The organism is Cohnella sp. SGD-V74 (assembly GCF_003001675.1).
Lineage (GTDB): Bacteria > Bacillota > Bacilli > Paenibacillales > Paenibacillaceae > Cohnella.
In genome coordinates, this window is sequence record NZ_PVYW01000006.1 from 103,169 (window position 1) to 129,153 (window position 25,985).

Annotated in this window: 23 protein-coding genes; 10 read left to right on the forward strand and 13 right to left on the reverse strand. The window is 57.0% G+C overall.

Annotated elements, in window-relative coordinates; genetic code table 11:
* Positions 1 to 2: 2 nt before the first annotated feature.
* From B0G52_RS11345 to B0G52_RS11360, 4 genes are all read right to left on the reverse strand, one after another.
* Positions 3 to 1,229 (reverse strand): carbohydrate kinase family protein, encoded by a 1,227-nt coding sequence (locus tag B0G52_RS11345; protein ID WP_233162594.1) that lies wholly within the window; start codon positions 1,227 to 1,229, stop codon positions 3 to 5.
* Positions 1,226 to 2,392, reverse strand: a complete 1,167-nt coding sequence (locus tag B0G52_RS11350; protein WP_094044242.1) for a Gfo/Idh/MocA family protein — start codon at positions 2,390 to 2,392, stop codon at positions 1,226 to 1,228. Before B0G52_RS11350 ends, B0G52_RS11345 begins: the two co-directional genes overlap by 4 nt.
* Positions 2,392 to 3,237, reverse strand: a complete 846-nt coding sequence (locus tag B0G52_RS11355) for a class I fructose-bisphosphate aldolase (RefSeq protein WP_094044244.1) — start codon at positions 3,235 to 3,237, stop codon at positions 2,392 to 2,394. Before B0G52_RS11355 ends, B0G52_RS11350 begins: the two co-directional genes overlap by 1 nt.
* Positions 3,238 to 3,376: 139 nt before the next feature.
* Complete coding sequence (locus B0G52_RS11360) at positions 3,377 to 3,886, reverse strand: GNAT family N-acetyltransferase (protein WP_094044246.1); 510 nt, start codon at positions 3,884 to 3,886, stop codon at positions 3,377 to 3,379.
* A gap of 218 nt (positions 3,887 to 4,104) precedes the next feature.
* On the opposite strand from B0G52_RS11360, the gene B0G52_RS11365 reads away from it, so the two are divergent.
* Genes B0G52_RS11365 through B0G52_RS11380 form a run of 4 tightly spaced genes read left to right on the forward strand, consistent with a single transcriptional unit; the run spans position 4,105 to position 6,618 of the window.
* Positions 4,105 to 4,701, forward strand: coding sequence for a Uma2 family endonuclease (locus B0G52_RS11365; RefSeq protein ID WP_094044248.1), 597 nt, complete (start codon positions 4,105 to 4,107; stop codon positions 4,699 to 4,701).
* A gap of 48 nt (positions 4,702 to 4,749) precedes the next feature.
* A complete protein-coding gene (locus B0G52_RS11370; protein ID WP_233162596.1) occupies positions 4,750 to 5,334 on the forward strand; it encodes a Uma2 family endonuclease in 585 nt (194 codons plus the stop codon).
* A 54-nt stretch (positions 5,335 to 5,388) separates the two neighbouring features.
* Entirely contained in the window at positions 5,389 to 5,985 is a 597-nt protein-coding gene (locus B0G52_RS11375; protein ID WP_094044250.1) for a Uma2 family endonuclease, read from the forward strand.
* Between the two features lie 48 nt (positions 5,986 to 6,033).
* Positions 6,034 to 6,618 (forward strand): Uma2 family endonuclease, encoded by a 585-nt coding sequence (locus tag B0G52_RS11380; RefSeq protein ID WP_094044252.1) that lies wholly within the window; start codon positions 6,034 to 6,036, stop codon positions 6,616 to 6,618.
* 84 nt (positions 6,619 to 6,702) lie between these two features.
* On the opposite strand, the gene cls is transcribed toward B0G52_RS11380, so the two are convergent.
* Complete coding sequence (gene cls / locus B0G52_RS11385) at positions 6,703 to 8,151, reverse strand: cardiolipin synthase (RefSeq protein WP_094044254.1); 1,449 nt, start codon at positions 8,149 to 8,151, stop codon at positions 6,703 to 6,705.
* A gap of 269 nt (positions 8,152 to 8,420) precedes the next feature.
* Between cls and B0G52_RS11390 the strand changes: the two genes are divergently transcribed.
* The 5 genes from B0G52_RS11390 (at position 8,421) to B0G52_RS11410 (ending at position 12,944) form a co-directional block, all read left to right on the forward strand.
* Complete coding sequence (locus B0G52_RS11390) at positions 8,421 to 9,041, forward strand: rhomboid family intramembrane serine protease (protein WP_094044256.1); 621 nt, start codon at positions 8,421 to 8,423, stop codon at positions 9,039 to 9,041.
* A gap of 153 nt (positions 9,042 to 9,194) precedes the next feature.
* The gene (locus B0G52_RS11395) at positions 9,195 to 9,551 is read left to right on the forward strand and encodes a hypothetical protein (protein WP_094044258.1); all 357 of its coding nucleotides are present in this window, start codon (positions 9,195 to 9,197) and stop codon (positions 9,549 to 9,551) included.
* A 157-nt stretch (positions 9,552 to 9,708) separates the two neighbouring features.
* Complete coding sequence (locus tag B0G52_RS11400; RefSeq protein ID WP_198960631.1) at positions 9,709 to 10,440, forward strand: metal-dependent hydrolase; 732 nt, start codon at positions 9,709 to 9,711, stop codon at positions 10,438 to 10,440.
* Positions 10,441 to 10,580: 140 nt separating this feature from the next.
* Positions 10,581 to 11,954, forward strand: coding sequence for an alpha-L-fucosidase (locus B0G52_RS11405; protein WP_094044262.1), 1,374 nt, complete (start codon positions 10,581 to 10,583; stop codon positions 11,952 to 11,954).
* Between the two features lie 111 nt (positions 11,955 to 12,065).
* Positions 12,066 to 12,944, forward strand: a complete 879-nt coding sequence (locus tag B0G52_RS11410) for an AraC family transcriptional regulator (RefSeq protein WP_158223665.1) — start codon at positions 12,066 to 12,068, stop codon at positions 12,942 to 12,944.
* 67 nt (positions 12,945 to 13,011) lie between these two features.
* On the opposite strand, the gene B0G52_RS11415 is transcribed toward B0G52_RS11410, so the two are convergent.
* The 8 genes from B0G52_RS11415 to B0G52_RS11450 form a co-directional block, all read right to left on the reverse strand.
* Entirely contained in the window at positions 13,012 to 15,063 is a 2,052-nt protein-coding gene (locus tag B0G52_RS11415) for a DUF8034 domain-containing protein (protein WP_094044266.1), read from the reverse strand.
* Positions 15,056 to 15,799 carry an RraA family protein gene (locus B0G52_RS11420; protein WP_094044268.1) on the reverse strand — a complete coding sequence of 248 codons (744 nt, stop codon included), beginning with the start codon at positions 15,797 to 15,799 and terminating at the stop codon, positions 15,056 to 15,058. The genes B0G52_RS11415 and B0G52_RS11420 overlap by 8 nt, the downstream gene beginning before the upstream one ends.
* 28 nt (positions 15,800 to 15,827) lie before the next feature.
* Positions 15,828 to 16,733 carry an aldo/keto reductase gene (locus B0G52_RS11425; RefSeq protein WP_094044270.1) on the reverse strand — a complete coding sequence of 302 codons (906 nt, stop codon included), beginning with the start codon at positions 16,731 to 16,733 and terminating at the stop codon, positions 15,828 to 15,830.
* 87 nt (positions 16,734 to 16,820) lie between these two features.
* Positions 16,821 to 18,356 (reverse strand): ABC transporter substrate-binding protein, encoded by a 1,536-nt coding sequence (locus B0G52_RS11430; protein WP_233162598.1) that lies wholly within the window; start codon positions 18,354 to 18,356, stop codon positions 16,821 to 16,823.
* Positions 18,357 to 18,449: 93 nt separating this feature from the next.
* Positions 18,450 to 19,334 (reverse strand): carbohydrate ABC transporter permease, encoded by an 885-nt coding sequence (locus B0G52_RS11435; RefSeq protein WP_094044272.1) that lies wholly within the window; start codon positions 19,332 to 19,334, stop codon positions 18,450 to 18,452.
* Positions 19,335 to 19,352: 18 nt separating this feature from the next.
* Positions 19,353 to 20,282, reverse strand: coding sequence for an ABC transporter permease (locus B0G52_RS11440; protein WP_094044274.1), 930 nt, complete (start codon positions 20,280 to 20,282; stop codon positions 19,353 to 19,355).
* Between the two features lie 172 nt (positions 20,283 to 20,454).
* Positions 20,455 to 22,815, reverse strand: a complete 2,361-nt coding sequence (locus B0G52_RS11445; RefSeq protein ID WP_158223666.1) for an AraC family transcriptional regulator — start codon at positions 22,813 to 22,815, stop codon at positions 20,455 to 20,457.
* Positions 22,816 to 22,850: 35 nt separating this feature from the next.
* Positions 22,851 to 23,711, reverse strand: a complete 861-nt coding sequence (locus tag B0G52_RS11450) for an AraC family transcriptional regulator (protein ID WP_094044278.1) — start codon at positions 23,709 to 23,711, stop codon at positions 22,851 to 22,853.
* Positions 23,712 to 23,852: 141 nt separating this feature from the next.
* Between B0G52_RS11450 and B0G52_RS11455 the strand changes: the two genes are divergently transcribed.
* A complete protein-coding gene (locus B0G52_RS11455) occupies positions 23,853 to 25,931 on the forward strand; it encodes a beta-galactosidase (RefSeq protein WP_094044280.1) in 2,079 nt (692 codons plus the stop codon).
* Positions 25,932 to 25,985: the final 54 nt, after the last annotated feature.

A 25,985-nucleotide genomic window follows, 5' to 3' on the forward strand; every position in this document is an offset into this window, starting at 1 on the left:
TCTTATTTGCCGACATCCGGGGACCAGATTCCGTCCGCGGATTCGCGCGACCAGCCGGGCAAAGACAGCTCCGTTTCCCGCTGCGGCCAGCCGGCCGCGATTCGGCTCTGCAAGCCGTCCCATCCTGGGATGCCGCTCACCGCATCGGCCCGTTCCACGTTAAACGCGCCTGTGCCTACTGCCGCCAGCAGCGTCTCCTCCGCCGACAGCCCCTTGAGCATTCCGGCCAGGAAACCGGCGATCGTACAGTCCCCGGCCCCCGTCGTTCCGGCGACTTCGACCCGGTAGCACGGGGCAAGCATTTCCTTGCCTTGCCAAGATTCCAGCTTTCCGGCAGCGGGCGCGCAAAGCCCCATCTTGCGCAGGCGTTCCGGACTGCCTGTCGTTCGAACGTACAGCCCGTGCTCGCCCAGCTTTAACGCGACTACCGCAGCCCCCATGCCGAGCAATTCTTCGGCAAGCGAGGACAGCAGCGGTCCGTCCGCATACGCAAGCAGCTCGGTCGTGCCGTGGCGCTCGGAAAACTCGCGGTACCGGGACGGTCTGAGCATATATAAAATTTCTTCGAAACTGGGCAGGAAGACGTCGACATGCGGCAGCGAACGCTTCAGAATCGCTTGCCAGTCGGCTTGGCCCGCAAGCGACTCCGGGTCCGGACGGGCCAGATCGAGCGATACGGTCAGCCCGCACGACTTGGCCGCAGACAGCGTTCTCTCCAGCTCCGCGCCGCCGTCCTCGTACATCCGCCGCATCAGCGGAGGGTAACCGAAGTGAAACAGCCTAGCTCCCGCCAACGCGGCTTGGGGTACGTCGTCCGCAGAGAACGTATCGTTGGCGCCCGTGCAATGCAGGAAAATCCGATCGACGCCCGGAGGATTGATGACGATCGTATAGGAGCTGGATTCGCCCGCCCCTACGATCATTCCATCGGTCAGCCCCTCCCCGTATCCTTTAAGGATAGACAGAATCGCCTCGCCGAACAGGTCGTCTCCGACCTTGCCCATCAGCTTTACCGGGAACCCGAGACGATGCAGGGCGATACCGGTATTGGGCACCGCGCCGCCCGTCGAAAGCTGCGCGGCCCCGATGTCGACCAGCTTGCCCGGGACGAGCAATTCCCCGATCGCTTGGCCCGGCTTGCCGCCATGCATCGCCGGAATGACGTCAAGGCAAATATGTCCGGCAACGACGACCTCGGCAGCGGATGCGGAGGAATCGCTTTTGTTCACGCCCCGTTCCCCCAGTCCACGACCGCGGTTCCGCCCGTCTTGTCGGATTCCAGAGCCGCGGTGAACAGGCGATGGCTGTCTGCCGCTTCCTCCGGCAATGCGCATGTGAACGACTGCTGCATGCCATCCTTGCCATGAACGATCTCGTCGCAGAACGCCGCCCACATCTGCAGGATCGAATCGGAGAACCCGAATTCGAAGATGCCGCCGGTAATCGTGCCGTAAGCCGACTTGTACGGCGCGTCCACGACATGCCAAGCCTGCTGGCCTCCCGGCGTGTAGGGAAGGGACGCCACCTGCTTCGGATTTTTGGTCGTGAATTCCGCGGACATCTCCGTACCCTGGATGCGGATAAACCATGTATTCGCATGTCCCGGCGCGATCCGTTTCGTCGACAGCACCATCGGGAACTGCTGGCCGGCCGTCTTCACGTCGCAAGCGAGAATCGCGTTGTCCCAGGTCTCGCACGGCGCCATGCCCCCCTTGCCGTCCGGACGCTCTTCGACGATCTTGGAGAGCAGCGCCCGCACGCTTGCGGGCTTCCAGCCGAAGCGCAGCGGCAGATGCAGCACGTGAAGGCCGAGGTCGCCCATACAGCCATACTCCCCGTTCGTCGCGATCCGCCGCTTCCAATTGATCGGCTTCGTCGGATCAAGGTCGCTGGAATGCCAGAAGCCGGCCTCGACCTCGATGATCCGTCCGAATTTGCCCTCGTTCACCCACTGAACGATCTGCTGCGCGCCCGGGAAGAACGGAAATTCCGACGAGCTGCGCACGACCACTTGCGGGTTTTCCCGGATGGCCGCCATAATCGCCTCGTTCGCTTCCAGGTCGATGCCGAACGGCTTCTCTCCCAGCAAATGCTTGCCCGCTTGGATAATATCGATATAGATCCGCTCGTGCAGATTATGCGGAACCGCGCAGTAGATCGCTTCCACCGCCGGATCGGCGAGCAGTTCCTTGTAATCCGTATACGCGCGCTCCACGCTCGGCACATTTTCCTCGAACCACTGCGTCGCCGCCGGATTCGCGTCGCACACCGCCACGATGCGCGGCTCGAAGTCGACGCCGGTCAGATGGCACCAGCGCGCGGCCGCGCTGGCGAACTCCTTGCCCATCAGCCCGCAGCCGATGACGCCGAACGATACGATCGTTTTCGCCATTATCGCTGCGCCTCCCTCAGGATCGCCAAAGCCTGCTCGGCCCCCGCTCCCTCATGAACGATGCTCATCAAAGCCGAAGTCATCGCGCCCGGCGTCGGATGCTGCACGACGTTACGGCCGTAGACGATACCCGCCGCTCCCTGGTTCATCAGCTCGACCGTCCGGCTCACAATTTCCTCGTCGCTTGCGCGTCCTCCTCCGCGAACGAGCACCGGAATGCCGGACGCGACCTCGATGACGCGGTGATACTCGGTCACGTCGTCGCAAGGATCGGCTTTGATCACGTCCGCTCCCAGCTCGACCGCTTGCCGGACGAGAGGCATGATTTTGCGAATGTCGCCGTCGACCATATAACCGCCCTTCTCTTCGTTAGGCAGCATGACCAGCGGTTCGACCATCAGCGGCATGCCGTATTTATCGCTTTCCGTCTTCAGCAGCGAGACGTTGCGCACGCATTGATGATGCAGCTCCGGCTGGTTCGGCAGCAGCAACAGGTTGACGCATACCGCTACGGCATCCAATCGCACCGCCTGCTCGATCGCACGGTCGATCAGCTCGCTGAACAGATGGCGCGGCAGCACGTTTCCATAGATATTGGCGGCGTCCGTGCGCAGCACGAGGCCGGGCTTCTTCTTGCCCGGGATCTCCTGCAGCAATCTCGCTTGCCCGGTGCTGAGCTGAATACAGTCCGGTCCAGCCTGAACGACCGTTTCGATAGCGCTTTTCATATTTTCAATGCCGGCAAGAAAGGAATACTCGTTGAAAAAGCCATGGTCGATCGCAACGTCGAAGCATTTGCCTTGCTCGCTGAACATCCGGTTAAGCCGCGGTTTGAATGAGGACATCATGTTTGCTCCTTTGTTGTTTTATGTTCGTTTATAACATTATATTAATTTAAACAAACAATAATGTCGAGCAGTATTTGATCGTTTTGCGAAAAACAAAAGACGCGAATCTACGATCCGCGCCCGGTTCCGCCCCCTCTTATTGATCGAGAGAAATTTCCTTTTCCATAACATAGTCGTCCATAACAAAGCCCCCTCCGATATCCGCCGCTTGCTCGCGAACGGTCCGGAAGCCCTTTTTCTCGTAAATCGCGATCGTGGACGCATTATGCCGATTCACGGTGAGCCAGATCGCGCCCAGCCTGCGTTCCCTGCACAGTTCCTCCAAGAAGCTCATCGCTTCGCTGGCGTATCCTTGACCTCTACAAGCCTTGAGAATGTAGAATTTGCTCAGCAGCAGCTTCGTCTCCTCCGGCTTGATCCCCATATAGCCGACGTTCTCTCCGTCCGCCTGCATGAAGTAGTACTCGTAGCCTTGGCGCTCGATTTGGTCCGTCATGGCATGGGCGGATTGAAACTTGTCCAGCATGTAGTCGATCTGCCCGGTCGAAATGATGCTGACGAAATACTCGTTCCAAATTTCCGAGGCCAATCGGGCCGCAGCCTCTACGTCTTCCCTTGTTTCTACTTGCCGAAAAGAAAGCCTCATAGCGTCTCATCCTTCCTCTTCACTCTCTCTTCATCCTACCCTCTCGTCCGCTCTGTCGCAAATCGCCAGAACCGACGACCTCAACGCCCAATATTGACAACCCCTGATGAATTCGGCATAATAAAGGAAATCAAGTCGAGGAAGCACCTCTCAAAGTCGGACACGTTCACGTGTTTCTTTGCGGGGTGCTTTTTGATTATGTACCGGAGGCGGGGAAAATGAAAAAGAAGACGTATGAGGAATTGGTGAAGGAATCGCCCGTTACCTACGAGATGTACGCGAATATGGAGGATGACGGCAATCGCTACGAGATTTCGGACGGGGTTCTGGAACTGATGAGTCCTTCTCCGGCATTTATTCATCAGTTGTTGCTCGGAGAAATCTTATTCAGGCTGAATGCAAGCTGCCGAAATGAGTTTATTATTGCAGTTGCCCCGGTAGACGTGATCCTCTCTGATACCGAGCTTCGACAGCCCGATCTCGTCATGGTTCACATAAGCCGAACGCATATCATCAGCAACCGTGGCATTAACGGCGCTCCCGACCTCGTCGCCGAGATTACGTCCAAACATTCTCTCAAGCGAGACAAGCTGACAAAGCGCAACGTCTACGCCAAGTATGGCGTGCGCGAGTATTGGATTATCGATCCGTCCAACTTTACCTTGGAGCAGTATGAATTACAAGACGACGATTATGAGCTGATCGATGTCTATTCCGGTGAGGAACCGATTCGCTCTCGCACTGCCCCTTGCGTTTCTTTCAGCATGGACGAGCTTATTCGCAGTCTTCCCATTCCGCCAGAACAGTTGAACTAGCACGCTGGCAGCATGGCTTCCAACTTTCACAAGAAAGGAATGATTCGAGTGGAGAAAGACAAAAGAGCCGCCGACAAAGTGAAAGAACAGCCGGTAACCTACGAGATTTATGCGGAAATGCCCGATGACGGCAATCGTTACGAGGTGATCGACGGGGTGCTGGAACTGATGTCTCCTAGTCCTACGGCTTCTCATCAATCTATTGCAGTGGATCTTTGCTTTGAACTGAAACAAAGCTGCAGATCGGATTACTTGATCTACGTCGCGCCGCTGGATGTTATCTTGAGCGACACGAATGTCGTGCAGCCCGACGCGATTATGATCCATCGCAACCGAAAGCATATTGTCACTTCCAGAGGAATAGAAGGTCCGCCGGATCTGGCCGTAGAGGTTCTCTCCCCAAGCTCGCGGAAACGGGACAGGTTGAAAAAGAGGGCGGTGTACGAGAAACACGGCGTCCCGGAATATTGGATCGTCGACCCCGAGGCGCGGACATTGGAGCAGTTTCACTTGGACGAGAACGGGAAATATGAGCTGATCCAGCTATACGAAAATGACGAGCAGGTCGTGTCAAGCAAACTCCCCTGCGTCTCCTTTGCGGTCAGCCAGCTATTCGGGGATGTGCTGCAATAGCGGGAAAGTCGCGGTGAAGTTCCCGAAAGCGAAGAAGAACCGGAGGCAAAGAAAATGAAGAAGAAAACGTACGAGGAATTGGTGAAGGAGTCGCCCGTGACCTACGAGATGTACGCGAATATGGTAGACGACGGCAACCGTTACGAGATTTCGGACGGGGTGCTGGAATTGATGAGTCCTTCTCCTCTATTTATTCATCAATTCATCTGCCATAAGATGCAAGTCATACTTGACGGTAGCTGCCAAAACGAGTTTATCATTCTGGCCGCTCCGCTCGACGTAATTCTATCGGACACCGAGGTTCGGCAGCCCGATCTCGTCATGATCCATCTGAGCCGCACACACATTATCAGCAAAAGAGGTATTAACGGCGCTCCCGACCTCGTCGTCGAGATTACGTCCAAGCACTCTCTTAAGCGGGACAAGCTGACGAAGCGCAACGTATACGCCAAGTACGGGGTGCGCGAGTATTGGATCGTCGACCCATCCAACTTTACTTTGGAGCAGTATGAATTACGCGAAGACCATTATGAGCTGATCGATGTCTATTCCGGTGAGGAACCGATTCATTCCCGTACTGCTCCCTGCATTTCTTTTAGCATGGACGAGCTCGTACGCAGCCTCCCCGTTCCGCCGGATCAGTTGACATAGCCGACTAGAAGCGCCAACTCCAAGTTTCCCAAGAAAGGAAGATTTCGAATGGAGAAAAGCAAAAAAGCCGCGGACAAAGTGAAGGAGCAGCCAGCAACTTACGAGACTTATGCGGCATTGCCCGACGACGGGAACCGTTACGAGGTCATCGACGGGGTGCTGGAGCTGATGTCTCCTAGTCCTACGACCTCTCATCAATCCATATTAGTGGAATTGATCGATGTGCTGCGTCAAAGCTGCAAATCGGATTACCTGATCTACTTCGCTCCCCTAGACGTCATCCTGAGCGATACGAACGTCGTGCAGCCCGACGCGATCATGATCCATCGCAGCCGAAAGCACATTGTCACTTCCCGGGGAGTAGAAGGCCCGCCGGATCTGGCCGTGGAGGTCCTCTCCCCAAGCTCGCGAAAACGGGACAGGTTGAAAAAGAGGGCGGTGTACGAGAAACACGGCGTCCCGGAATATTGGATCGTCGACCCCGAGGCGCGGACATTGGAGCAGTTTCACTTGGACGAAAGTGGGAAATATGAGCTGATCCAGCTATACGAAAATGACGAGCAGGTCGTGTCAAGCAAGCTTTCTTGCGTCTCTTTCGCGGTCAGCGGCCTTTTTGCGGACGTGCTGCAGTAACCGAAAGAAGCCTCGGCTTGGCAGCAAAGGCTTCTCGATTGCCCGGTTTAGGCTGGCGATGCGAGAGCGATCATCGTTGATCCCTTACAGGATCGGAGACAGCAGCCGGGACACCGACTCCTTGATCCGAATCCGCCGCGACCTCTGTCCGTACCGCTCCAGCGTCAACGCCTCGGACACCTTGATGTCCTCCCGGAACGCCTCCGCCAGCTTGGCGGAAACTTCCCGGTCGTACAGGAAGGCGTTCACCTCGAAATTGAGCTTAAAGCTTCGCACGTCCATATTCGCCGTGCCGACGGAGGCGATCTCCTCGTCCACGACGATCGTCTTGGCATGAATAAATCCGTTGCGGTACAAGTAGACGGATACGCCCGTTCTGAGCATCACCCCGATATAGGACAGAGTAGCCCAGTAGATGAACGGATGATCCGGCTTGTCCGGAATCATAATGCTCACTTGCACGCCCGACAGGGCGGCGATTCGCAGCGCGTCCAAGTAGCCTGCGTCCGGCACGAAGTAGGGAGTCTGGATCAAGATGGACCGTTTGGCGGAGGAGATCATTTTCACGTACCCGTTCTTGATATACTCCAGCTTCGATTCCGGCCCGCTGGCTACGATCTGCACCCCGGCTGCGCCGAATGCCGCTTCCGGTTCGGGGAACAGCTCGGGACGATAATGAATGTCCGCTCGGGAAGCATAATTCCAATCGAGGATAAATCGCGTCTGCATGGCATGAACCGCTCCGCCGCGAACTCTCAGATGCGTATCCCGCCAATAGCCGAATTTCGGATCCAACCCCAAGTATTCGTCCCCTACGTTAAAACCGCCCACGTACCCGACTTTGCCGTCGATGATGACGAGCTTGCGATGATTCCGGTAGTTGAGCCGAACGTTGATCAAACGGAACTTGGACGGGAAGAAAGCCTCCGCGATTCCGCCCGCATCTCGAAGCTCCTGAAGGATGCGCCTGTTCAGCCTTCGCGAACCCAACTCGTCGTACAGCAGCCGGACACTCACGCCGCTTCGCGCCTTTGCCGCCAGCGCCCGGATCAGCTTCGTTCCCAAATCATCCTTCTGAATGATGTAGTACTGAACGTGGATGTGATCTTGGGCCTCCGCGATATCCCGGAACAGCCGGTCGAACTTCTGCTTGCCGTCCAGCAGCAGCTCCACCTCGTTGTCTTCGGTATACAAGGCTTTATTCGCTTTAAGGTGCATCGCGATCAGATCGTGATAATCGCCCGCCGCCGGATTGCCCATCGCGTGTCCGTCCGCGCTTATGAGGGCAAGCTGCTCTCTGGCCGCTTCCTCCGTTCCGGTGCGGTCGATCTCCTTCCATTCGAAAAGCCGGCTCCTCCTGTAGTTTTGCGCGAAAAACAAATAGAGCGCGAAACCGAGCAGCGGGATGAAGTACAGCACGAGCAGCCACGCCCAAGTCGAGCCGATATCCCTTCTCTCCCGGAAGATGATCACCGATGCGAGCGTCATATTCAGCACAAGAACCAAACTTAGTAACAAGGAAAGAACATTCATGTCGATAACCTCCGGCATCCGTTCGTTCGTCCGTTCCGCCGCCTAAGCAGTCTGTTTCGATATTAACAGGGACTTGGCGTGGATTCTATAAGATTTTGAGTTACGCACCGGTTATCAACAACTTAATCCACATATCCACAACTTTATCAACAGTTTACACACAGTTTACTCCTGATTTACACACAACTCTATTTCAGCTGCGTCGCTTTGGAGATCAAGCTTCCCGATGGTATAGTAATAAGCATAACGAACAAAGGAACGGGATGACCATGATCTTCCAACGCAACGAAACGTTTCGCGGATACTTGCGCGCCTATCCGGTTACGTCGATCTTTCTGGCGGTTAATTTGATCGTATTCGTGCTCGATTATCTGATCCTCGACAGAGAGCTGACGCTCAGAGGCATCTTCTATTTGGACCCGGATTACGATCCTTACGGTTTAAGCGAGCCATGGAGGTACGTCACTTCCATCGCGCTGCACGGCGGGTGGGATCACCTGCTGTTCAACTGCTTCTCGACGCTTATTTTCGCGCCCCCGCTCGAACGGCTGCTCGGACATTTTCGATACTTCGTGTACTATGTCCTGGCGGGCATCGCAGGCAATCTGCTGAGCGCGATCGTTTACGCCGGCTCGCTGCATTTCTCTCTCGGAGCTTCAGGGGCAATCTACGGCTTGTTCGGAGCTTACTTGTTTCTGGCCGTCTTCCGCAAGTTCGCCTTGGATGAGGCCACCCGGAAAACGATCTTTATTTCCATTGCATTCGGAATCATCTACTCGCTTATCGTACCGAATATCAACATTTGGGCCCATCTTGGCGGCGCTTTGGCCGGATTCGGCTTGATGGGATTGTTCGTCGCAAGCAAAACCAAAAAATACGGCCGCGGATGAAACAAAGTTGTGACGATTCGGTAGCAGATCTCGATTCGAATGCCGTTCCCTGCACGAATGCGTTTGACCTCAAGGCAAATTATGCTAAAATGTTCATTGGTACTTTCTGGGGGATGCCGGATCGGATTACGACGAATTGAGAGGAAACGCATCATGAACCGTATCAATAACGCGTTACGATTCTTCAAGGTTACGGGGGAGCTGCGCAAGGATAAATGCGAATTCAAGATCGCTCCATGGAAGCTGCTTCTGGAAACTCAACGGTACTACGAGATTAAACCGGAGAATGGCGCGGTCAAAAGAATCTACAAAGAAAAGCTCAATACGACGGTTGTCGAAACAAAACAATACGCCAACGGCACGCTGTGCTGCTCGGCCTTCTGCACGGAAGACCGCATCGAGGAGCTTCAGCGGACCATTCTCAAGCAATTGCAGACGAGCATTAAGACGTACATGGAGGATCTCCAGCTGAACCTGACGGCGCTGAACCGCTATACGTCCAACCTCTAACATTCACAACTCCGACAAAACGCTTTCTTCGTCCCAAGGACGCAGAAGGCGTTTTTGCTTGGTTCGCGCGGCCGCGGACAAGCATTTCTGCCGCGAATGCGTTACACTGGAAATAGCGGTTTCAACTTAATTAATGAGAGCATTGGAGGAATGTACAGTGGAAATCATTTACCATGGACACTCTTGCATCCAGATCGTCACGGAAGGCAAGTCGCTGCTGTTCGACCCGTTCCTGAGAGGCAATCCTCTGGCGGTAACGAAGGCGGAAGACATCCGCGCCGACTACATCTTGCTCACTCACGCGCATACGGATCATATTCTCGACGCGGAGCCGATCGCTCGCGCAAGCGACGCCACCATTGTCGCCACCTTCGAGCTGGCCATGTACATGTCCGCCCGCAAGAAGCTGAAGACGATCGATATGAACATCGGAGGAACGGTCGATCTGGGCTTCGCCAAGGCGAAGATGATTCAGGCGTTCCACAGCTCCGGCATCTTCCTGGAAGACGATCAGATCATTTACGGCGGCATGCCGGCCGGCTACATCGTGCAGACCGAAGGCTTGACGCTGCTCCATGCCGGAGATACGGCGCTGTTCTCGGACATGAAGATGATCGGCGACCGCCATCCGATCGATATCGCTTTCCTGCCGATCGGCGACCACTACACGATGGGACCGGACGATGCGCTGCAGGCGGCCGAATGGTTTGGCGCCAAGCTCGTCATTCCGGTACACTACAACTCGTTCCCGCCTATCCGCCAAGACGCCGAAGCCTTCGCACGGTGTCTGGACGCCCAAGGGCAACGCGGCTACGTGCTCGCTCCGGGAGAAAAGCTGGAAGTTACGGCTTCGTCGCTGCAACGGCTGACCGCTCGGGACGGCAAATAACGGATACGAAGCTGAATCGTCGCAAGCGAGGCGTAAAGTCCGAATAATACGATTACAGGTCGCAATCGGACAGTGACCGAACGTCCCGTTAGCCATTAATCTACTTCTAGACCCGCAATCGGAGAAGGAGAAGATTAGCGATGAGCGATTCGGCAAGCGGCAAAGGATCGGTCCCCGATCATTGGAAATGGTTTACGGAAGCCCGGTTCGGCATGTTCATCCACTGGGGCCCCTATTCGGCTTACGGGAGAGGGGAACAGGTGCTGTTCCGGGAACACATGGATCACGAGGAATACGCCCGAACGGCCTGCGCCTGGAACCCGGAGCGCTTCGACGCGCGCCTCTGGGCAAGAACGGCCAAAGAAGCGGGCATGAAATACGCCTGTTTGACGACGCGCCACCATGACGGCTACTGCCTCTGGGATTCCCGGTATACCGACTATACGAGCGTCCGGCAAGCGCCCGGCAGAGATTTCGTGAAGGAATTCGCGGACGCGTTCAGAGCCGAGGGCTTGCGAGTCGGCCTCTACTACTCCTGGCTGGATTGGCGGATTCCCGCCTTCTTTGACGGACCGGACAAAGATCCCGAAGGCTGGAAAACGATGAAAGAATACATGCACAACCAAGTGATCGAGCTGCTGACCGGCTATGGCCGCATCGACCACTTCTTCTTCGACGGCTCCTGGCCCCGGAACGCGGACGAGCTGGGCAGCTCGGAACTCGTAGCCAAAATGCGGCAGCTGCAGCCCCATATTCTGATCAACAACCGGCTCGGAGCCAATGCAAACCCGAATAAAATATCCGCGGACGGCGGAATGGGCGCCGGGGAATCGGACGAATTGGGGGATTTCGGCACGCCCGAGCATGTCATCGTCCCGGACCCTAATCGCCTCTGGGAATCCAACCAGGTCACGACATGGAGATTATGGGGATACTCCGTCGGGGAACGTTGGCGGCCTGCGGATTATTTGCTCGACATGCTGTGCGAATGCGCCGAGAAAGGCGGCAACAAAGGCGGGAACCTTCTGCTGAACGTCGGCCCGCAGCCCGACGGACAACTTCCCCCGGAGTACGTGGAGCGGGCGCTGGCGATCGGGAAATGGCTCGACGTTCACGGAGAAGCGATCTACGGCTCGGACGGCGGCAACGTGACGGAATTCGTGACCAGAGGAAGACAAACGACGAAAGGGAACAATCTGTACTTGATCGTCCGGTTTTGGGACGGCCGTCCCGAAATGAGGCTGCCCGATCTGGTTACGCCGGTCAAGCGAGTGACACTGCTGACGACCGGCCAGGAGCTCGACTTCGTTCAACGCGGGGAAGAGCTTGTCATCAAGGGCTTGCCCCTTGAGCGTCCGACGAAGCTGTTTCCGGTCATCCGGATAGAGTGCGAGCATAAGCCGACCGCCAACCAGTGGGGCCGGGAACGGTTATGGGGAGGAGATCCGGGACGCGTCGCCGACTGGGCGAGAACCCGGGGAACGTCGCCGTATCGGGACGGAATGTCTCGTTGAGCCTCACTCCGATAGTGGACGAGGGCCTGCAAGCGATGTAAAATGACAGGGCGCGGCCTCTCCCGGCTTACGGGTGCCGCGCCCTATTCGTCGGAAAGCGAGGCTGCACCCATGAAATGCTTGGAGTTATCCATCCCTCCGCTGCCGCAATTCGTCATGGCCGGATTCACCGTATGGCCGGCCGGGACCCGGCATTTCGCACGCAGCATCGACGTATACGACGTGCTGGTCGTCGCTTCCGGCAAAGTCTACATGACCGAGGACGGAATTCCGTACGAAATCGGGGCCGGAGAACTGTTCGTGCTGACCCCCGGATCGCTGCATTACGGACATCGCGGCTGCGATGTCCAGACGGAAATTTACTGGCTGCATTTTATCCATTCCCGTCCGGTTCGCGCGCTGGCCTACGATGAAATCCCTTGGCTGTCGGTGCTCCCGGGAGGCAGCAGCAAGGATGAAACTCCTCCGCCGCATTGCATGTACATTCCGAAGCAAGCCGCTCTGGACATGACGCTGTTCCGGCCGCTTCTGGACCGAATGGTCCGGCTGCACGGCCGCATTCGAATAGAAAACGCTTTGGAGCTCCACATGCTGCTGACGGAATTTTTGTTCCGGGTGCAGCAAATCGCGGGTCGGCAGTTCGTCGCCCCTTCCCAAAGAGTCTCCTATCGGTTTATGGAATACGCCGAGTCGCATTATGCGTCGCCGTTCAAAAGGCGGCACGTGGAAGAAGCGCTGCACTATCGCTACGACTACATCGCGCGCTGCTTCAAGAAGCATGCGGGAATGACGCCGGTGGAATACGTGCAGCACGTGCGAATGGAAGAAGCCCGCAGGCTGCTGGTGTCCACCGAGATGACCGTCCGGGAAGTCGGAGAAGCCGTCGGCCTGCCGGACGGCAATTATTTTATCAAGACGTTCCGCAAGACGACCGGCCTCACTCCGGGAAAATACCGAGCGTTTAACGCGATTCGGGAACCCTCTCCGTGAAACGATTGCCGCGCGCGGCGCTGTCCGAAGAAGAAACAGGCCTGGGCGCCCCCAGGCCTGTTTTCTCTTATTTCCACGGCTCCTCGTAGGATGGATCGTTCGCGAATCGCGAAATTCCCAGCTCCAATGTCGTGTGACAGCCGGCCCCGAGTTCGACGAGCAGCCACTTGCCGTTCAGCTCCTCCTCCCGGTATTCCGCCGACGGGGCGGAGATGCCGGAAGGCATCTTCTCCATCGTCGTCGAACCGCCAACCTTGCCCCCTTCTCCCGCGGAGGCTCCTCGCGCTTCGTATTTGACTCCGGTGAACCGATGTTCCCCGAACGCTCCCGCTTGCACGATCGCCCGCCGCGAGCGCGTCGGATGAAGATTGACGAGCTTGACGGCGACTCCCCCCTCGTCCAGCTTCTCCACGAGAGCGGCCACATCCGGCGGCAGGCCCGGCCGCTGGGCGTCCGCGTCGTAATAGCGCAGCATCGCCATGAGCAGGCCTCCGTTATACAGTGGAGACGGCGCTCCCATCGTCAATTGGAGCAGCCCCTCGAGCGTGACAGGATTGCGAATCTGAATGTAATCGTCCTTGTATCCGGCCGGATCTTCGGTATCCGTATTCATGAAGTCGAGCCGTTGATAAGCTTGGGCGAGATTGTACTTCAAGATTTCGACCGGATAGGACGGATACTCTCCTTGAAGGTAAGAGACCCATGCGTAGTCGTGTCCCGCCTGATCCTTCGCCCGGACATAACGAATGTCGTTCCAATCCGGATTGCGGTAATTGCGCAGCCGGTTCAGGCGCTCCAGATCGTCCGGGCGCATCGACATGTACCACAGATGGGTCGGGTAGACCGGATCCATCGGCTGGAATTCGAACCAGCCGTCCTTCCAGAGCACGGGAGGATTCTCCTTCTGGAAAGCGACCGACGTCTCCCCGCCCTCGAAGAGAACGTTGTCTCCTTGCATCTCGTAACCGTACCAGCCGGGATCCCCGTATTTGTACGGCACGAACTTCGTTCCCTCGTGTTCGACCGAGCGGCTTTCCAGCGTCTCCAGCTGACTCCGGAGAAATTCCAAATAACCGGAATCGCTCATGAGCAGCATCGCGTTCTCCCCCGCAGCGGCGACGCCTTGGCCGATACTCACCCAGCCATGAGGCCACGTCCACCCATACCAGCCGCCGTACCACTTGCCCCCGTTATGCTCGCCGATGACGCCGCTTAACCCGACGTTGTCGGGAATAACGCCGCCGTTTTGCTTCGTTCTTTCCATCCAGGCCTCGACGTACCTCTTGACCCAAGCTTTGTACTTCGGATCGCCGGTATGCAAGTACGCGTTCGTGACCATGCTCGTAGCCAGCAGGTTAAGCGGAACATCCCCCTTGGACATCCGCTCAGCGACCGCCGCTCCAAGAGCGAGGGCTCCCGCTTCGTGCTTGATGTCCTCCAGGGAACGGACCCCCGGAACGTCCTGGAACGGAAGACCGTAATACTTCATCCAATCCTGATAATACCAACCGTCGCTATTGCGCCGGATATTCCGGTCCGTCGCCCCCTTGCTTCCGGAATGCGGATACGGGATCATCGCCAGTTCCTCGTCGAAGTTGACGGCGTCGGGATCCTCGTTCAAGAAAAAGCCCGCGAACCGGACAGCCCTCTCCCGGGTAACCGCGTGCTGGGGATCCATCAGGGCCATGTGGTAAAACATCGTGTACCCTTCCCCTTGATGGAACCAGTCGTAGCCCTGCTCGTATTCCTTCTCGATCATCTTGTGTCCCGTGCCCGTATCGTACTTCGCGAATTGCCGGGTAATCGCGTCGAACTCCTTCAGGCTCAGGTCCTTGAACTTCTCGTGCCCTCCGATCGCGTAATAGAGCGGCCAGTTGAAGAAGCTCTCGTACATGTCGTCGAGCGCGTCGATACCGATATGATCGTCTCTCGTCGGCCACATGATCGTTCCGTCGGGACGAATATAACGTTCGACGAGCGGGTCGACCGCCTCGTTCATGACGTCCATCAGCCGCCGTTCGAGAATCGCCCATTCCGGAGGCTCGATGAACGGCCGGTCCGCGCGGATGACCGGCATCTCCTTCAAGCTTCCGTTCTTGCCGGACAGCGGTTTATTCATAGCCGTTATCCTTCTTCCATTGCTCGAACTCAAGCTTCGCCTCGGCGTTCGGCGGATAATGGGTGTGAAGCGAAGCGCCTTCGTCCAGCTTCATTCTGATCCAGCGCTCCTCCAATTCGTCATGGGCCCGCGCGATCTTGACGATCTCTTCCACGCATTGCGGCGGAATCGCGACCACTCCGTCGCGGTCCGCCAGAATAATGTCGCCCGGGATGACCGGAACGCCTCCGCACCGAATCGGTTCATTCAGCCCGACCGACATGAGCGAGCGCGGAATCGCGCCGCCGTGGACTCCTTTCGCGTATACCGGGAAATCGACGGATATGACCCGCTGCAGGTCGCGGATGCAGCCGTCGACGACGATCGCCCGGCCGCCCAAATATCGGATTCTCCGCGTGAAAATATCCCCGACGACTCCGGTCTCCATATGGCTGCCCGTATCGATGACGAGCACGTCGTTAGGGCCGATCGACTCAAGCGCCGATCGGTGCGGCGATCCCGTCAGCGATTCGTATTGCTGCTTCACGAGGTCTTCCCTTAAAGGAATAAACCGCAGCGTGACGGCGCGGCCGACCGCGCTTGGCTGGTCTTCAGGAAAGCTCATCGGCAGGATTCCCTGCATGTACGCGTTGCGGTAGCCCATCTCCACCAGAGTGTGGGCAGCGGTACTGACGCTGACCAGCTTTAATTCCTCCAACAGCTCGTCGGAAATCTCGTGCGTGTTGTGAACGGACATCTTGTTTCTCCCCTTTAATAATGAATGATTACGCGAATAAGGATGGATAACCTGCGAACAGCTCCCTGACCCGGCGCTCGTCTTCCGGCCGCAACCCTGCGCCGTCGCAATAGGAAGCGTTCCGACGAAGAATGTCCGCGCGGATCGTGCCCGTCAGCGAGACGTGAATGTCGGGATTGCCGAAGCTGAAACGCATGCCCGGCTCGACCAGGCCGCCCTTGCGGCCGCCGCTCAGAAACCGCAGCTTGTCCATCCGCTCCCGTCCGGCTCGGATCGTCCCTTCGTCGATGAACTCGGCCGGATCGTCCGCCAGAACTCCCATCCCCATAATGCTGCCGCTGACGACAGCGATATCCTTCTCCCGGGCGAGCGGCAGAATTTCGCGTTCCGCGGAAAAGTCGACCAGCATGTAACGCGCGTAAAATTGAATCGCATCAAACTCGTCGAGCAGCATATAACGCTTCAGCAAATCCAAGTCCCGCGTCGTGACGCCGATAAACCGGATCTTCCCGTCGTCCCGCAGCTTCCGCAGCGCCGGGATCGTCTCGTTCACGATCGTCTCGAACGGCTGTTTCTCCACGTCGTGGATCTGCAGCAGATCGATTCGGTCCGTCCGCAGCCGCTTCAGGCTCTGCTCGACCGAGTCGATCGTGCTCGCGTAACCGTACGACAGATCGCAGCGGACCGCTTTGGTCGCGAGCACCACTTGCTCCCTCTTGCCCCCGGACAGCGCGCGTCCGATTCTTTCCTCGGACTTGCCCGATCCGTACAGCGGGGCGGTATCGATAAAATTGATTCCCAGATCGATCGCTTCATGCACGAGGCGATCGATCTCCGCCTCGTCGATCTCTCCGAAGCCGCCGCCGATCGGAGCCCCGCCGAGTCCGAGCTTTGATACCCGAAGCCCGGTTTTGCCGAATCTCGTATACTCCATCCTCTCTCCCTCCGGTCGTTCGCGGAACGCAAGAGGAGAGCTCCGATTGGCGAATGGCCAGCGCGCGCTCTCCTCCTTGCGTTCACCTTATTTGCCGTTCGCTTGTTTCCAAGCGTCGATTTGCTTCTGCTGTTCGGCGACGATCTTGTCCGCGCCGGCCGCTTTCAGCTTTTTGAGCATCTCGGCCAATCCTTGCTCCGGATCGACGGATCCTGTCTCGAGCAGCGGCACGTATTGCGTCGTTACGGTGCTTACTTGCGCGATCTCGGTTTTCACCGGCGTCGGGTCGAAGCTGAAGCCAAGCAGCGGCGACGCCTTCGCCGTCTCGTTGATCTTGATCGTCTCTTCCCAAGTGCCGGGCTGCTGGCCCTTGCGGTAGAAGCTGTTGAACTGGTTGCCGAACTCCCAGTCGGAATTCGGGTTGTAGCCGCCTTCCGTAATCGGTTCGACCGTGTGTTCGTCCAGCTTCGTATAGTGCTTGCCTTCGATTCCGTGCGCGAGAAGGTTGAACAGCTCCTTGTCGCTGTACAGAAGATCGAGGAACATTAGCGCTCTTTCCGGATTTTTCGAAGTTTTGCTGATGCCCGTCAACGTCGCGATAATGGACGTCGTCAGCAGGTACGGCTCGGACAGCTTGACGTTAACGACTTCCCTGCCGCCCAGAGCGACGGCCATCTCGGCTTCCCCGCCCGGCTTCACGTTGCCCTCGTTCACGACGACCGGCTTGCCCGCCTTGCGGTCTCCGGACGTGTCGGCCAGCGTCGCCGCGTCTTTGCGGAAGTAGCCTTTCTGGTACCAGTCCCGCATCAGCTTCAGAAGCGATTTATACTCGTCGGTCTCGTACATGTTGACCACTTGCAACGATTCGTCGGCGATGCGGATGACGCCTACGCCGCCGCTGATCGTCTCGAAGCCGTAATGCACGGTCGAGTTGCCGAACTTGCCGCTCTTGTCGTTCTCGTACGGCACGAGTTCCGGGTGGTTCGTCTTGACCGCTTCGAGCAGCGGCTCCAGGTCTTCGTATTTCTTGACCGTGGACGGGTCGAACCCATACTTGTCGGCGATTTCCTTCTGAATCGCCAGCCCGTTCGTCATCGCCCAGATTTGATAGTTCGGCACCGAATAGATTTTGCCGTTCACCTTCACCGCTTCCCAACCGACTTCGGGAATCGTGCTCATGATGTTGGGCGCGTATTGCGGCAGAAGGTCGTCAAGCGGAACGAAGGCGCCCTTGCTGACATTGACGAAGTAGTTGTTCGCCCAGCTGGACGTGAAAGCGAGGTCGTATTCCTCGCCGGAAGCGTTCACGAGCTGCATTTTCTGGTCGAAGTTGCCCCAATCGATTGCCTTCAGGTGCAAGGTAACGTTCAGCTTTTCTTTCAGAATCTTGTTCATCTCCGCTTCGACGGACGCGACGTCCGCCTGCGGATTTCCGGCGAAGTACCAGGTCAGATCCACGGGCTTCAGATCGGCCGGCGCGGCGGAAGCCGCCCCGGATGCAGCCGGACTGGACGACGCGGCGCCTTTATCCGAGTTGCCGGAGCCGCATGCGGCGAGCACGGTCGTCGACAGAAGACCGAGCGTAAGGAACGTGCTGACGAACTTCTTTGTTTGTTTCAGCAATTGAGTAACCTCCCTAGTATGATGAGATCATGATGAAGCTATTGTAACGGCGCGAGCCGCGACAACCTTGGAAAATCCGGATCCGGTCCGGCGTCAGCCTTTCACCGCACCGACCGTCAACCCTTTAATAAAGTATTTCTGGAAGAAAGGAAACACAAACAGGATCGGGCCCGCGGCCATAATGGCGATCGCCATCCGCGCCGTCTCGTTGGGCATTTGCGTAACGTCGATGCTGATGTTGGCCGACTGCATCGACGTGGACAGAAACTGGATATTGTTCATGATTCGGTACAGCATATATTGAAGAGGGATCAAATTCTGATTGTCGATAAAGAGCATCGCCAGCCACCAGTCGTTCCAATAGACGAACGCGATGAACAACCCTACGGTAGCGAGCGCCGGCTTGGATAGAGGCAGGATGATCCGGTAAAAAATTTTCCATTCGCCCGCGCCGTCGATTTTGGCGGATTCCACGAGCGCCAGCGGAATATCCGACAGAAATCCTTTCATGAGCAGAACGTGCCAGGGCATGATCACGTAAGGCAGGATCAGGGCCAAATACGAATCGTCGATCATCAAATATTTCTTGATCAGAATGTACCAAGGCACGAGTCCTCCGCTGAACAGCATCGTGAAGAAAACATAAAAGGACATTTTGTTCGATCCGCGGAAATCTCTGCGCGACAGCGCGTAGCTTAGCTTAGCCGTGAGCAGCAGGCTGAGCAAGGTGCCTATCGCGGTAACGAGAATCGATACCGTGTAGCCGGTGATCAGCTGCTTCGGACTTTGCAGCAAATACTCGTAGGCGTTTAAGGTGAAGCTTTTCGGAATAAGACTGTACCCGTACATCGCGATATCCGTTTCCTCGGACAACGAGATGGAGATGACGTAGACGAACGGAACGATGCAGAAGATCGAAAATACGGTAAACCACAGGATGATGACCCGTCTGCTCCAGACCGATTGGCGCGTATTCATGAGGCTGGCTTCCTTTCCTTAGAAAATGGCGTTGTCCCGGTTGATTTTCCTCACGACCCAGTTGACCGAGACGACCAGAACGAACCCGACGATCGATTGGTACAAGCCTACCGCGGATGCCATTCCGATATCGCCTGAGACGCGCAGCGCCCGGAACACGTAAGTATCGATGACGTCCGTCGTCTCGTACAGGGCGCCGGAATCGGCGGTCAGGAAGTAGAACATCCCGAAATCGGAGTAGAAAATGCGTCCGACCTGCAGCAGCGTTACCAGAATGATCAGCGGCGCGATCAACGGAATGGAAATCCGGATAATCTGCTGCCATCTGGTCGCTCCGTCGATCGCCGCCGCTTCGTAATAAGATTTGTCGATGCCGAGCAAGCCGGTGTAGATGATCAGGGTCGAATAGCCGACGTTCTTCCACAAATACGCCAAACACAAAATAAACGGCCAATATTTCGATTCCAAATACCAATTGATCGGCTCCATCCCGATTCGCTCGAGCAACCCGTTCATGACGCCCATCTGCGGGTTGAGCAGCGCGTAAGTGACGTAGCTCACGACGACCCACGACAGGAAATACGGGAAAAACAACGTCGTCTGGAACACTTTGACCGATCTGCGGGTCAGCTCCATCAGCATCAGCGCGAACGAGATCGAGACGACCGTGGACAGCGCGATGAAGCTGAGGTTCAGGCCGATCGTATTGCGGGTAACCTGCCAAGCGGCATCCGATTTGAAGAAGAACTCGAAGTTTTTGAACCCGACCCACGGACTCCCCCAGAAGCCGTCCGCGAAATTGAAGTCTTTGAAAGCGACGATGACTCCGAACATCGGCATATAACTGAATACCAATACGAACAGTAATCCGGGGAGGGCAAGTCCGATTAATCCCTTATGCCGCATCGACTCTTTCCATATTTCGTTTATTCTGTTTCCCAAACTCATTGCCCGGACTCCTTTGCTGCGAATTTCTCGTTGCGTCTGCCTTCTCCATACTAGCCGGGTCAAGCTCGGATACCTAGTGCAAATCGCGCCCGCCGCTCTCTTTTCGACTGTAAAAAGAGGCCCCCGCTGTACTTTACAGTCGTACAGTCGGGCGCCCCGGGGCGATTATTCGTTATTCCTTGTCCTGAATGCGCTGCAGATTGCGGCTCAGAACGTATTCCTTCGGCGTCGTGCCGTACTTCTTCTTGAACAGCTTGTAGAAGTAGCTCTCGTTCTCCACGCCGATCTTCTGCAAAATTTCCTTCGTCGTCAAGTTCGTGCTCTCCATCCATTCCACCGCTTTGGCCAGCCTCGTCTCCGTAATGTAGTCGGCGACCGACAGATTCATCCTCGCGTTGAACAGCCGACTGACCGTCTTGGAGGAGGTGCCCAGCTTGTCCGCGACGAATTGCAGGCACATGGCCGGATTCGCGTAATCCGCCTCGATCAGCTCGCGGATCGCTTCTACCAGAATCGTCTGCTTCTCGCTTTCCGCACTCTCCGCCTTGGAGAGAATGTCCTTGAGCAGCGCCAGCAGCTGGCGATGGAACTCCGCCAACGTCTCCGCCTCGTACAATCGCTTGGTCAAGCTGCCGAAGTTCACTCTCACCGGCTCCACTTTGGCGCGGTTCAGCTCCTCGACCGTCGCTTTGATCGAATTCACCAGATTCATCGCCGAGAACATCGCGTTATTGTAGCTGAATCCGCTCAGCTCCACGAATATTTTGGAGAGCGCCTCTTCTCCCTCGGCCGTATTGCCGCTCTTGATCGCTTCCGTCAGCTTCTTCTCCAGAGCGGCGGAATATCCCAGCTGCCCGTTTTCTTCGTTGCCCCGTATTTTCTCGTTCGTCAGAATGCAGGACTTGCCGAACAGCATCCGGTAAGCGGTGCCGTTAAGCGCTTCGTAGTATTTTTCCGACAGTTCCCGGCAATCGTTCGCGGGGTCCCCGATGAACACGGATACGGACAGGTGAAAATACTCTTCTATATAATGCTGCGCCTGCTTCCACAGCCCTTCCAGCTCCTCCGAAGGCCCGGCCGCGTTGACGATGAACGCGACGAAGTCGTTTTTCATGTCGACCGCTTCACACGGATAGGAACCGCCCAGCAGCTCCGTCGAAATGTTCGTGATGCCGAACGCGCACAACGACTGATCGAACGGGCTGAGCTTCTGCCTGAACGCCTGATAATCGTCGATTTTGACGATGCAGACGACCATCGGTCGCCGGAAGTCGAGCGCAATGCGGTAAGCGTCGGCGGCTTGATCCCGTTCCTGTTCCGCCATGGACGTGCTGTCGATCAGCAGCTTGCGCAAAAAGTACGATTTCATGACTTCCTGCTCCGAGCTCTTCCTTCGGTGATATTCGTTGATCAGGTCGATGGAGTGGCGGAACGCTTCGTTCAAGTAAGTGAATTCGTCCTTCGGCTCGCCGATCCGGGACAATGGCTCCGCATGGCCGACCCGCTTGACCAGATCGCCGATCGGCCTGTAGATTCTGCGGGAGATGAGCACGGCGATGACGATCGCGATTGTCAGGAACACGCATGTCGTAACGAGGAACGTCGTTTTGAGCGCGTCCACCTTCCGGAACACCTGGTCGAACTTCTGCGCTTTGATCAGCGTCCAGTTCATTTTCTCCACGTTCGCATAGGTGATCAAATACGTTTCCCCATCCAGCTCGGTCCGGAAATACCCGGTCGGCTCGTCCGATTGCGCCGCGTCGCGATAGTCCAGATAGGACTGCCTCATCGCCGCCAGCAAAGGCCTCTGCTCCGGATCATGGCCGACGATGTCCGTCTCCTGATCGAGAATAATGACCTCCTCCTGCTTGCTCTGATCGACCAAATTGACTTTGTCGATGTTCTGCAGCAGCCAATCGGTGCTCGCGTTGACGATCAAGGCGCCCATCGGCAAATTGTTGTCATCCTTGAAATCGTACATGAAGTAGCTGACCACGTTCTCCGAACCGCCCGCGCTGCCGCCCGCCTCGTATTCCATCTTGCGGGGGATCGGCTTCAGGATCGGAATTTCCCGGCCGGAGTGCAGCAGCTTGTCGAAGTTCGCATCCTTGAACAGGAGTTCGCCCGTCGTCGTATAATACGTGTCGGATTTCCGGTTGTAGAGGTAGATCGACCGGATGAACGGGTTCGAGTTGACGATCGAGGTTTGCAGGCTGTTGATCTCCTTCATCAGTTCGATGAAGTCGATCTCCTCGCTGTACATGATCGACCGGATTTCCGGATTGTAGTACAGCGAGATGACAGAATTCAGAATCATATCGTCCATGTAATCGATATTGTATTTGACCTGGAACAAAATTTTCTTGTTCGCTTGGTATTCGTTGTTCAGTATCGCTTGACCGGACATGTTGTACGCGATCAGGGCAAACGTGGACAGCGGAAGCAGCATCGCCACGATGATCCAGACGAGAATCGTATTCAGAAACTTGCGCCGTTTGTGTCGCTTGGAGGATTTCGATATCGGGATTCGCAAGAGGTTCACCTTCGTCCGTTCATGATCTTGTCGTTCTATCTTATCCATTGTTCTCCGATTATCGCGCAACCGAACGAGTTCCGGTATTTCGTCGGCGTCATGCCGTGCATCTTGCGGAACAGCGTCACGAAATAGCCCGTTTGCTTGAACCCGGCTGCGAACGCGATTTCCTTGACGGACATCCGCGTCGCGACGAGCAGCCTCTTGGCCTCCGCCATCCGCACCTCGTTCAAATAATGGACGGGCGTCCGTCCCATCGTTTCATGGAAGAGCCTATTATAATAGTAGGCGCTGTATCCCGCCAGCTCGGCCATTCTGGCGAGCGTCCAGTCTTCGGCGCATCTCTCCCGGATCTCGTCCGCCGACCTGCGTATCGCGTCCCGTCTTGCGGAAGAACCCGTATCCCTCAAGCTGCCGGCCTCCGCCGACAGATGAAGCAGCAGCTCGTAGAGCAGCGCGGAGATTCGGACTTCGTTCTTGCTCGAGAACGGCTCGCTCGCCCGGTACAGGCCGTCGGTCAATCGAACGATTTCGTCCAACTGTCCCAGCGCGAACGCCCATCCGTCCTTGCCGGCGAGACTCCTGATCCATTCGGTCTCGGGGCCGGCAGAGAAATGAACCCAACGCACGTCCCACGGATCGTCCGGATCGGTACGATACCGCTGCTCGCACAGCGGCGGGTACAGAAACCCGGCACCCGGCTTCAGCTCCAGCCAGTCGGCTCCGATCTTCACCCGCCCCTTGCCCGCGCACACGATATGCAGATTGTAGCCGCCGAAGCTTCCGGCCCCCCGATGTTCGCCGTGGCTCGGAAGCCGATCGTAGCGTCCGAGCATTTCGGGATAGAAAGCATAATAGCGCAGCCCCGGCGGAGGTATCACCAGATGCAGCCTCACTCGCGGCTCCCCCTTCCTGCATAATCGCAAGATAGTAAAATCAATGGCAAGATTGGAATCTTTCCATAATTATTTTACCGGATTAGAATGGTTAAAACGATTGCAAAAAAAGCAAAATACTGTACTTATGGATGTGATCCCATGAAAAAAGCCGTTGTGGAGCAGCGAATCGAGCTTGGCGTTTGCTATTATCCGGAGCATTGGCCGGAGACGATGTGGGAAGACGATTATCGGAGAATGAAGGAGCTGGGCCTGTCCGTCATCCGGGTCGCCGAGTTCGCTTGGTCGATCTTCGAGCCGGAGGAAGGAATGTTCTCGTTCGAGCTGTTCGATCGGGCGATCGATGGAGCGCACCGACACGGCCTGAAGGTGATTCTCGGCACGCCGACCGCCACTCCGCCGGCCTGGCTGACGGAGAAGTATCCCGAGGTGCTGAACGCGACGAAGCACGGCGTCGTCTACCGGCACGGCCTGCGCCGGCACTACAATTACAACAGCCCGGTTTACCTCGAGCTGTGCGCCCGCATCACGAGGAAGATGGCCGAGCATTACGCGGCGCATCCGGCCGTCGTCGGCTGGCAGATCGACAACGAGCTCAATTGCGAGGTCAACGTGTTCTATTCGGATGCCGACCATGCGGCTTTCCGGGAGTGGACCAAGCGCAAGTACGGCACGCTCGACGCGCTGAACCGCGCATGGGGAACCGTGTTCTGGAGCCAGACGTACACGGACTGGAACCAGGTGTACTTGCCGCGGCCGACTCCCGGCGATTCGCCCAATCCGCATCAGGCGCTTGACGAGAAGCGGTTTATATCCGACAGCGCGATCTCGTTCGCGAAGGTCCAGGCCGATATTTTGCGCGAAGTCTGTCCCGGCCATTGGGTGACGACGAACGGCTTCTTCGGGCACCTGGATACTCACCGCATGACCGACGAACTGCTCGACTTCATCTCGTACGATTCCTACCCGACGTTCGGCACGATCTATCCGGACGACGGGGACCGTCCGCTGCTTGACCGCAAATGGAGCCTTAACTTGAGCAACGTCCGGTCGATCTCGCCCAATTTCTGCGTGATGGAGCAGCAGTCCGGCGCGGGAGGCTGGGTGAACCGGATGGACATTCCGATGCCCCGTCCCGGTCAGATGCGGCTATGGACGTACCAATCGATCGCCCACGGCGCCGACAGCGTGCTGTACTTCCGCTGGCGCACCGCGACGTTCGGCTCGGAAATCTATTGGCACGGCCTGAACGATTACCATAACCGGCCGAACCGCCGTCTGCGGGAAGCCGCGGCAATCGGGAACGAAGTGGCGAAAATCGGATCTCGTCTGGCGGGGAAAAAGGGGCGCGCGGAAGTCGCGATCTTGCACAATTACGACAACGGCTGGGACGGGGAGCTCGACATCTGGCACGGGCCTCTGACGGGGAAGAGCTTGCTGGAGTGGTTCAAGGCGCTGCAGTATCGGCATATTCCGTCCGACGTGCTCGAATTGACGGAGAAGACGACGCTTGCGGACCTGCAGCGTTACCGCATGCTCGTATACCCGCATGCCGCCGTCATGACCGACGCTCAGGCCGAGCTGTTCAAACAGTACGCGGCAGGCGGCGGGACGATTGTCTTCGGGGCGCGGACCGGATATAAGGACGAATTCGGCCACTGCCGGCTCGGCCAGCCTTTCCCGGGTCCGGTCGCCGACCTGGTCGGTGTGACGGTGGAGGATTATACGATTATTAACGGCACGATTCCGGCTCCTTCTATTCAATGGAGCGATGCTGCGGGCGGAACGGAGACGGGCGGAACCGTCTATGCCGAGATGTTCAACGATGTTCTCGCCGCAGAGTCTCCGTCCGTCGAAGTCGTCGCCACCTACGCTTCCGACTATTACGCGGGCAAACCGGCCTTGACGCGCAACGCTTACGGCGCCGGGCAGGCTTGGTATTACGGTGCGGCGTTTTCCGAAGCCGTCGCCGCCGAGATTATTCGGCGCAGCGGCCTCCGTTCCCCTCTGGCGGACGTGTGCGAGCTGCCCGAACAGGTCGAAGTCGCGATTCGGGCCGGCGAAGGGAAAGCGTACGCCTTCCTGCTGAACTACGGCAGCGATGCGGCACAGCTGCGGTTCAAGCGTCCCGCGTCGGATCTGATTACCGGCAGCGTGCTCGATGGCAGCCACTTGCTCGAGCCTTACGGCGTAGCGATTCTCGAATTGGCGGACGAATAAGGCGGTTGTTGCGGCAGTCGAAACTCTCGAGCCGCGCGCCCCGAACTTCGAAGG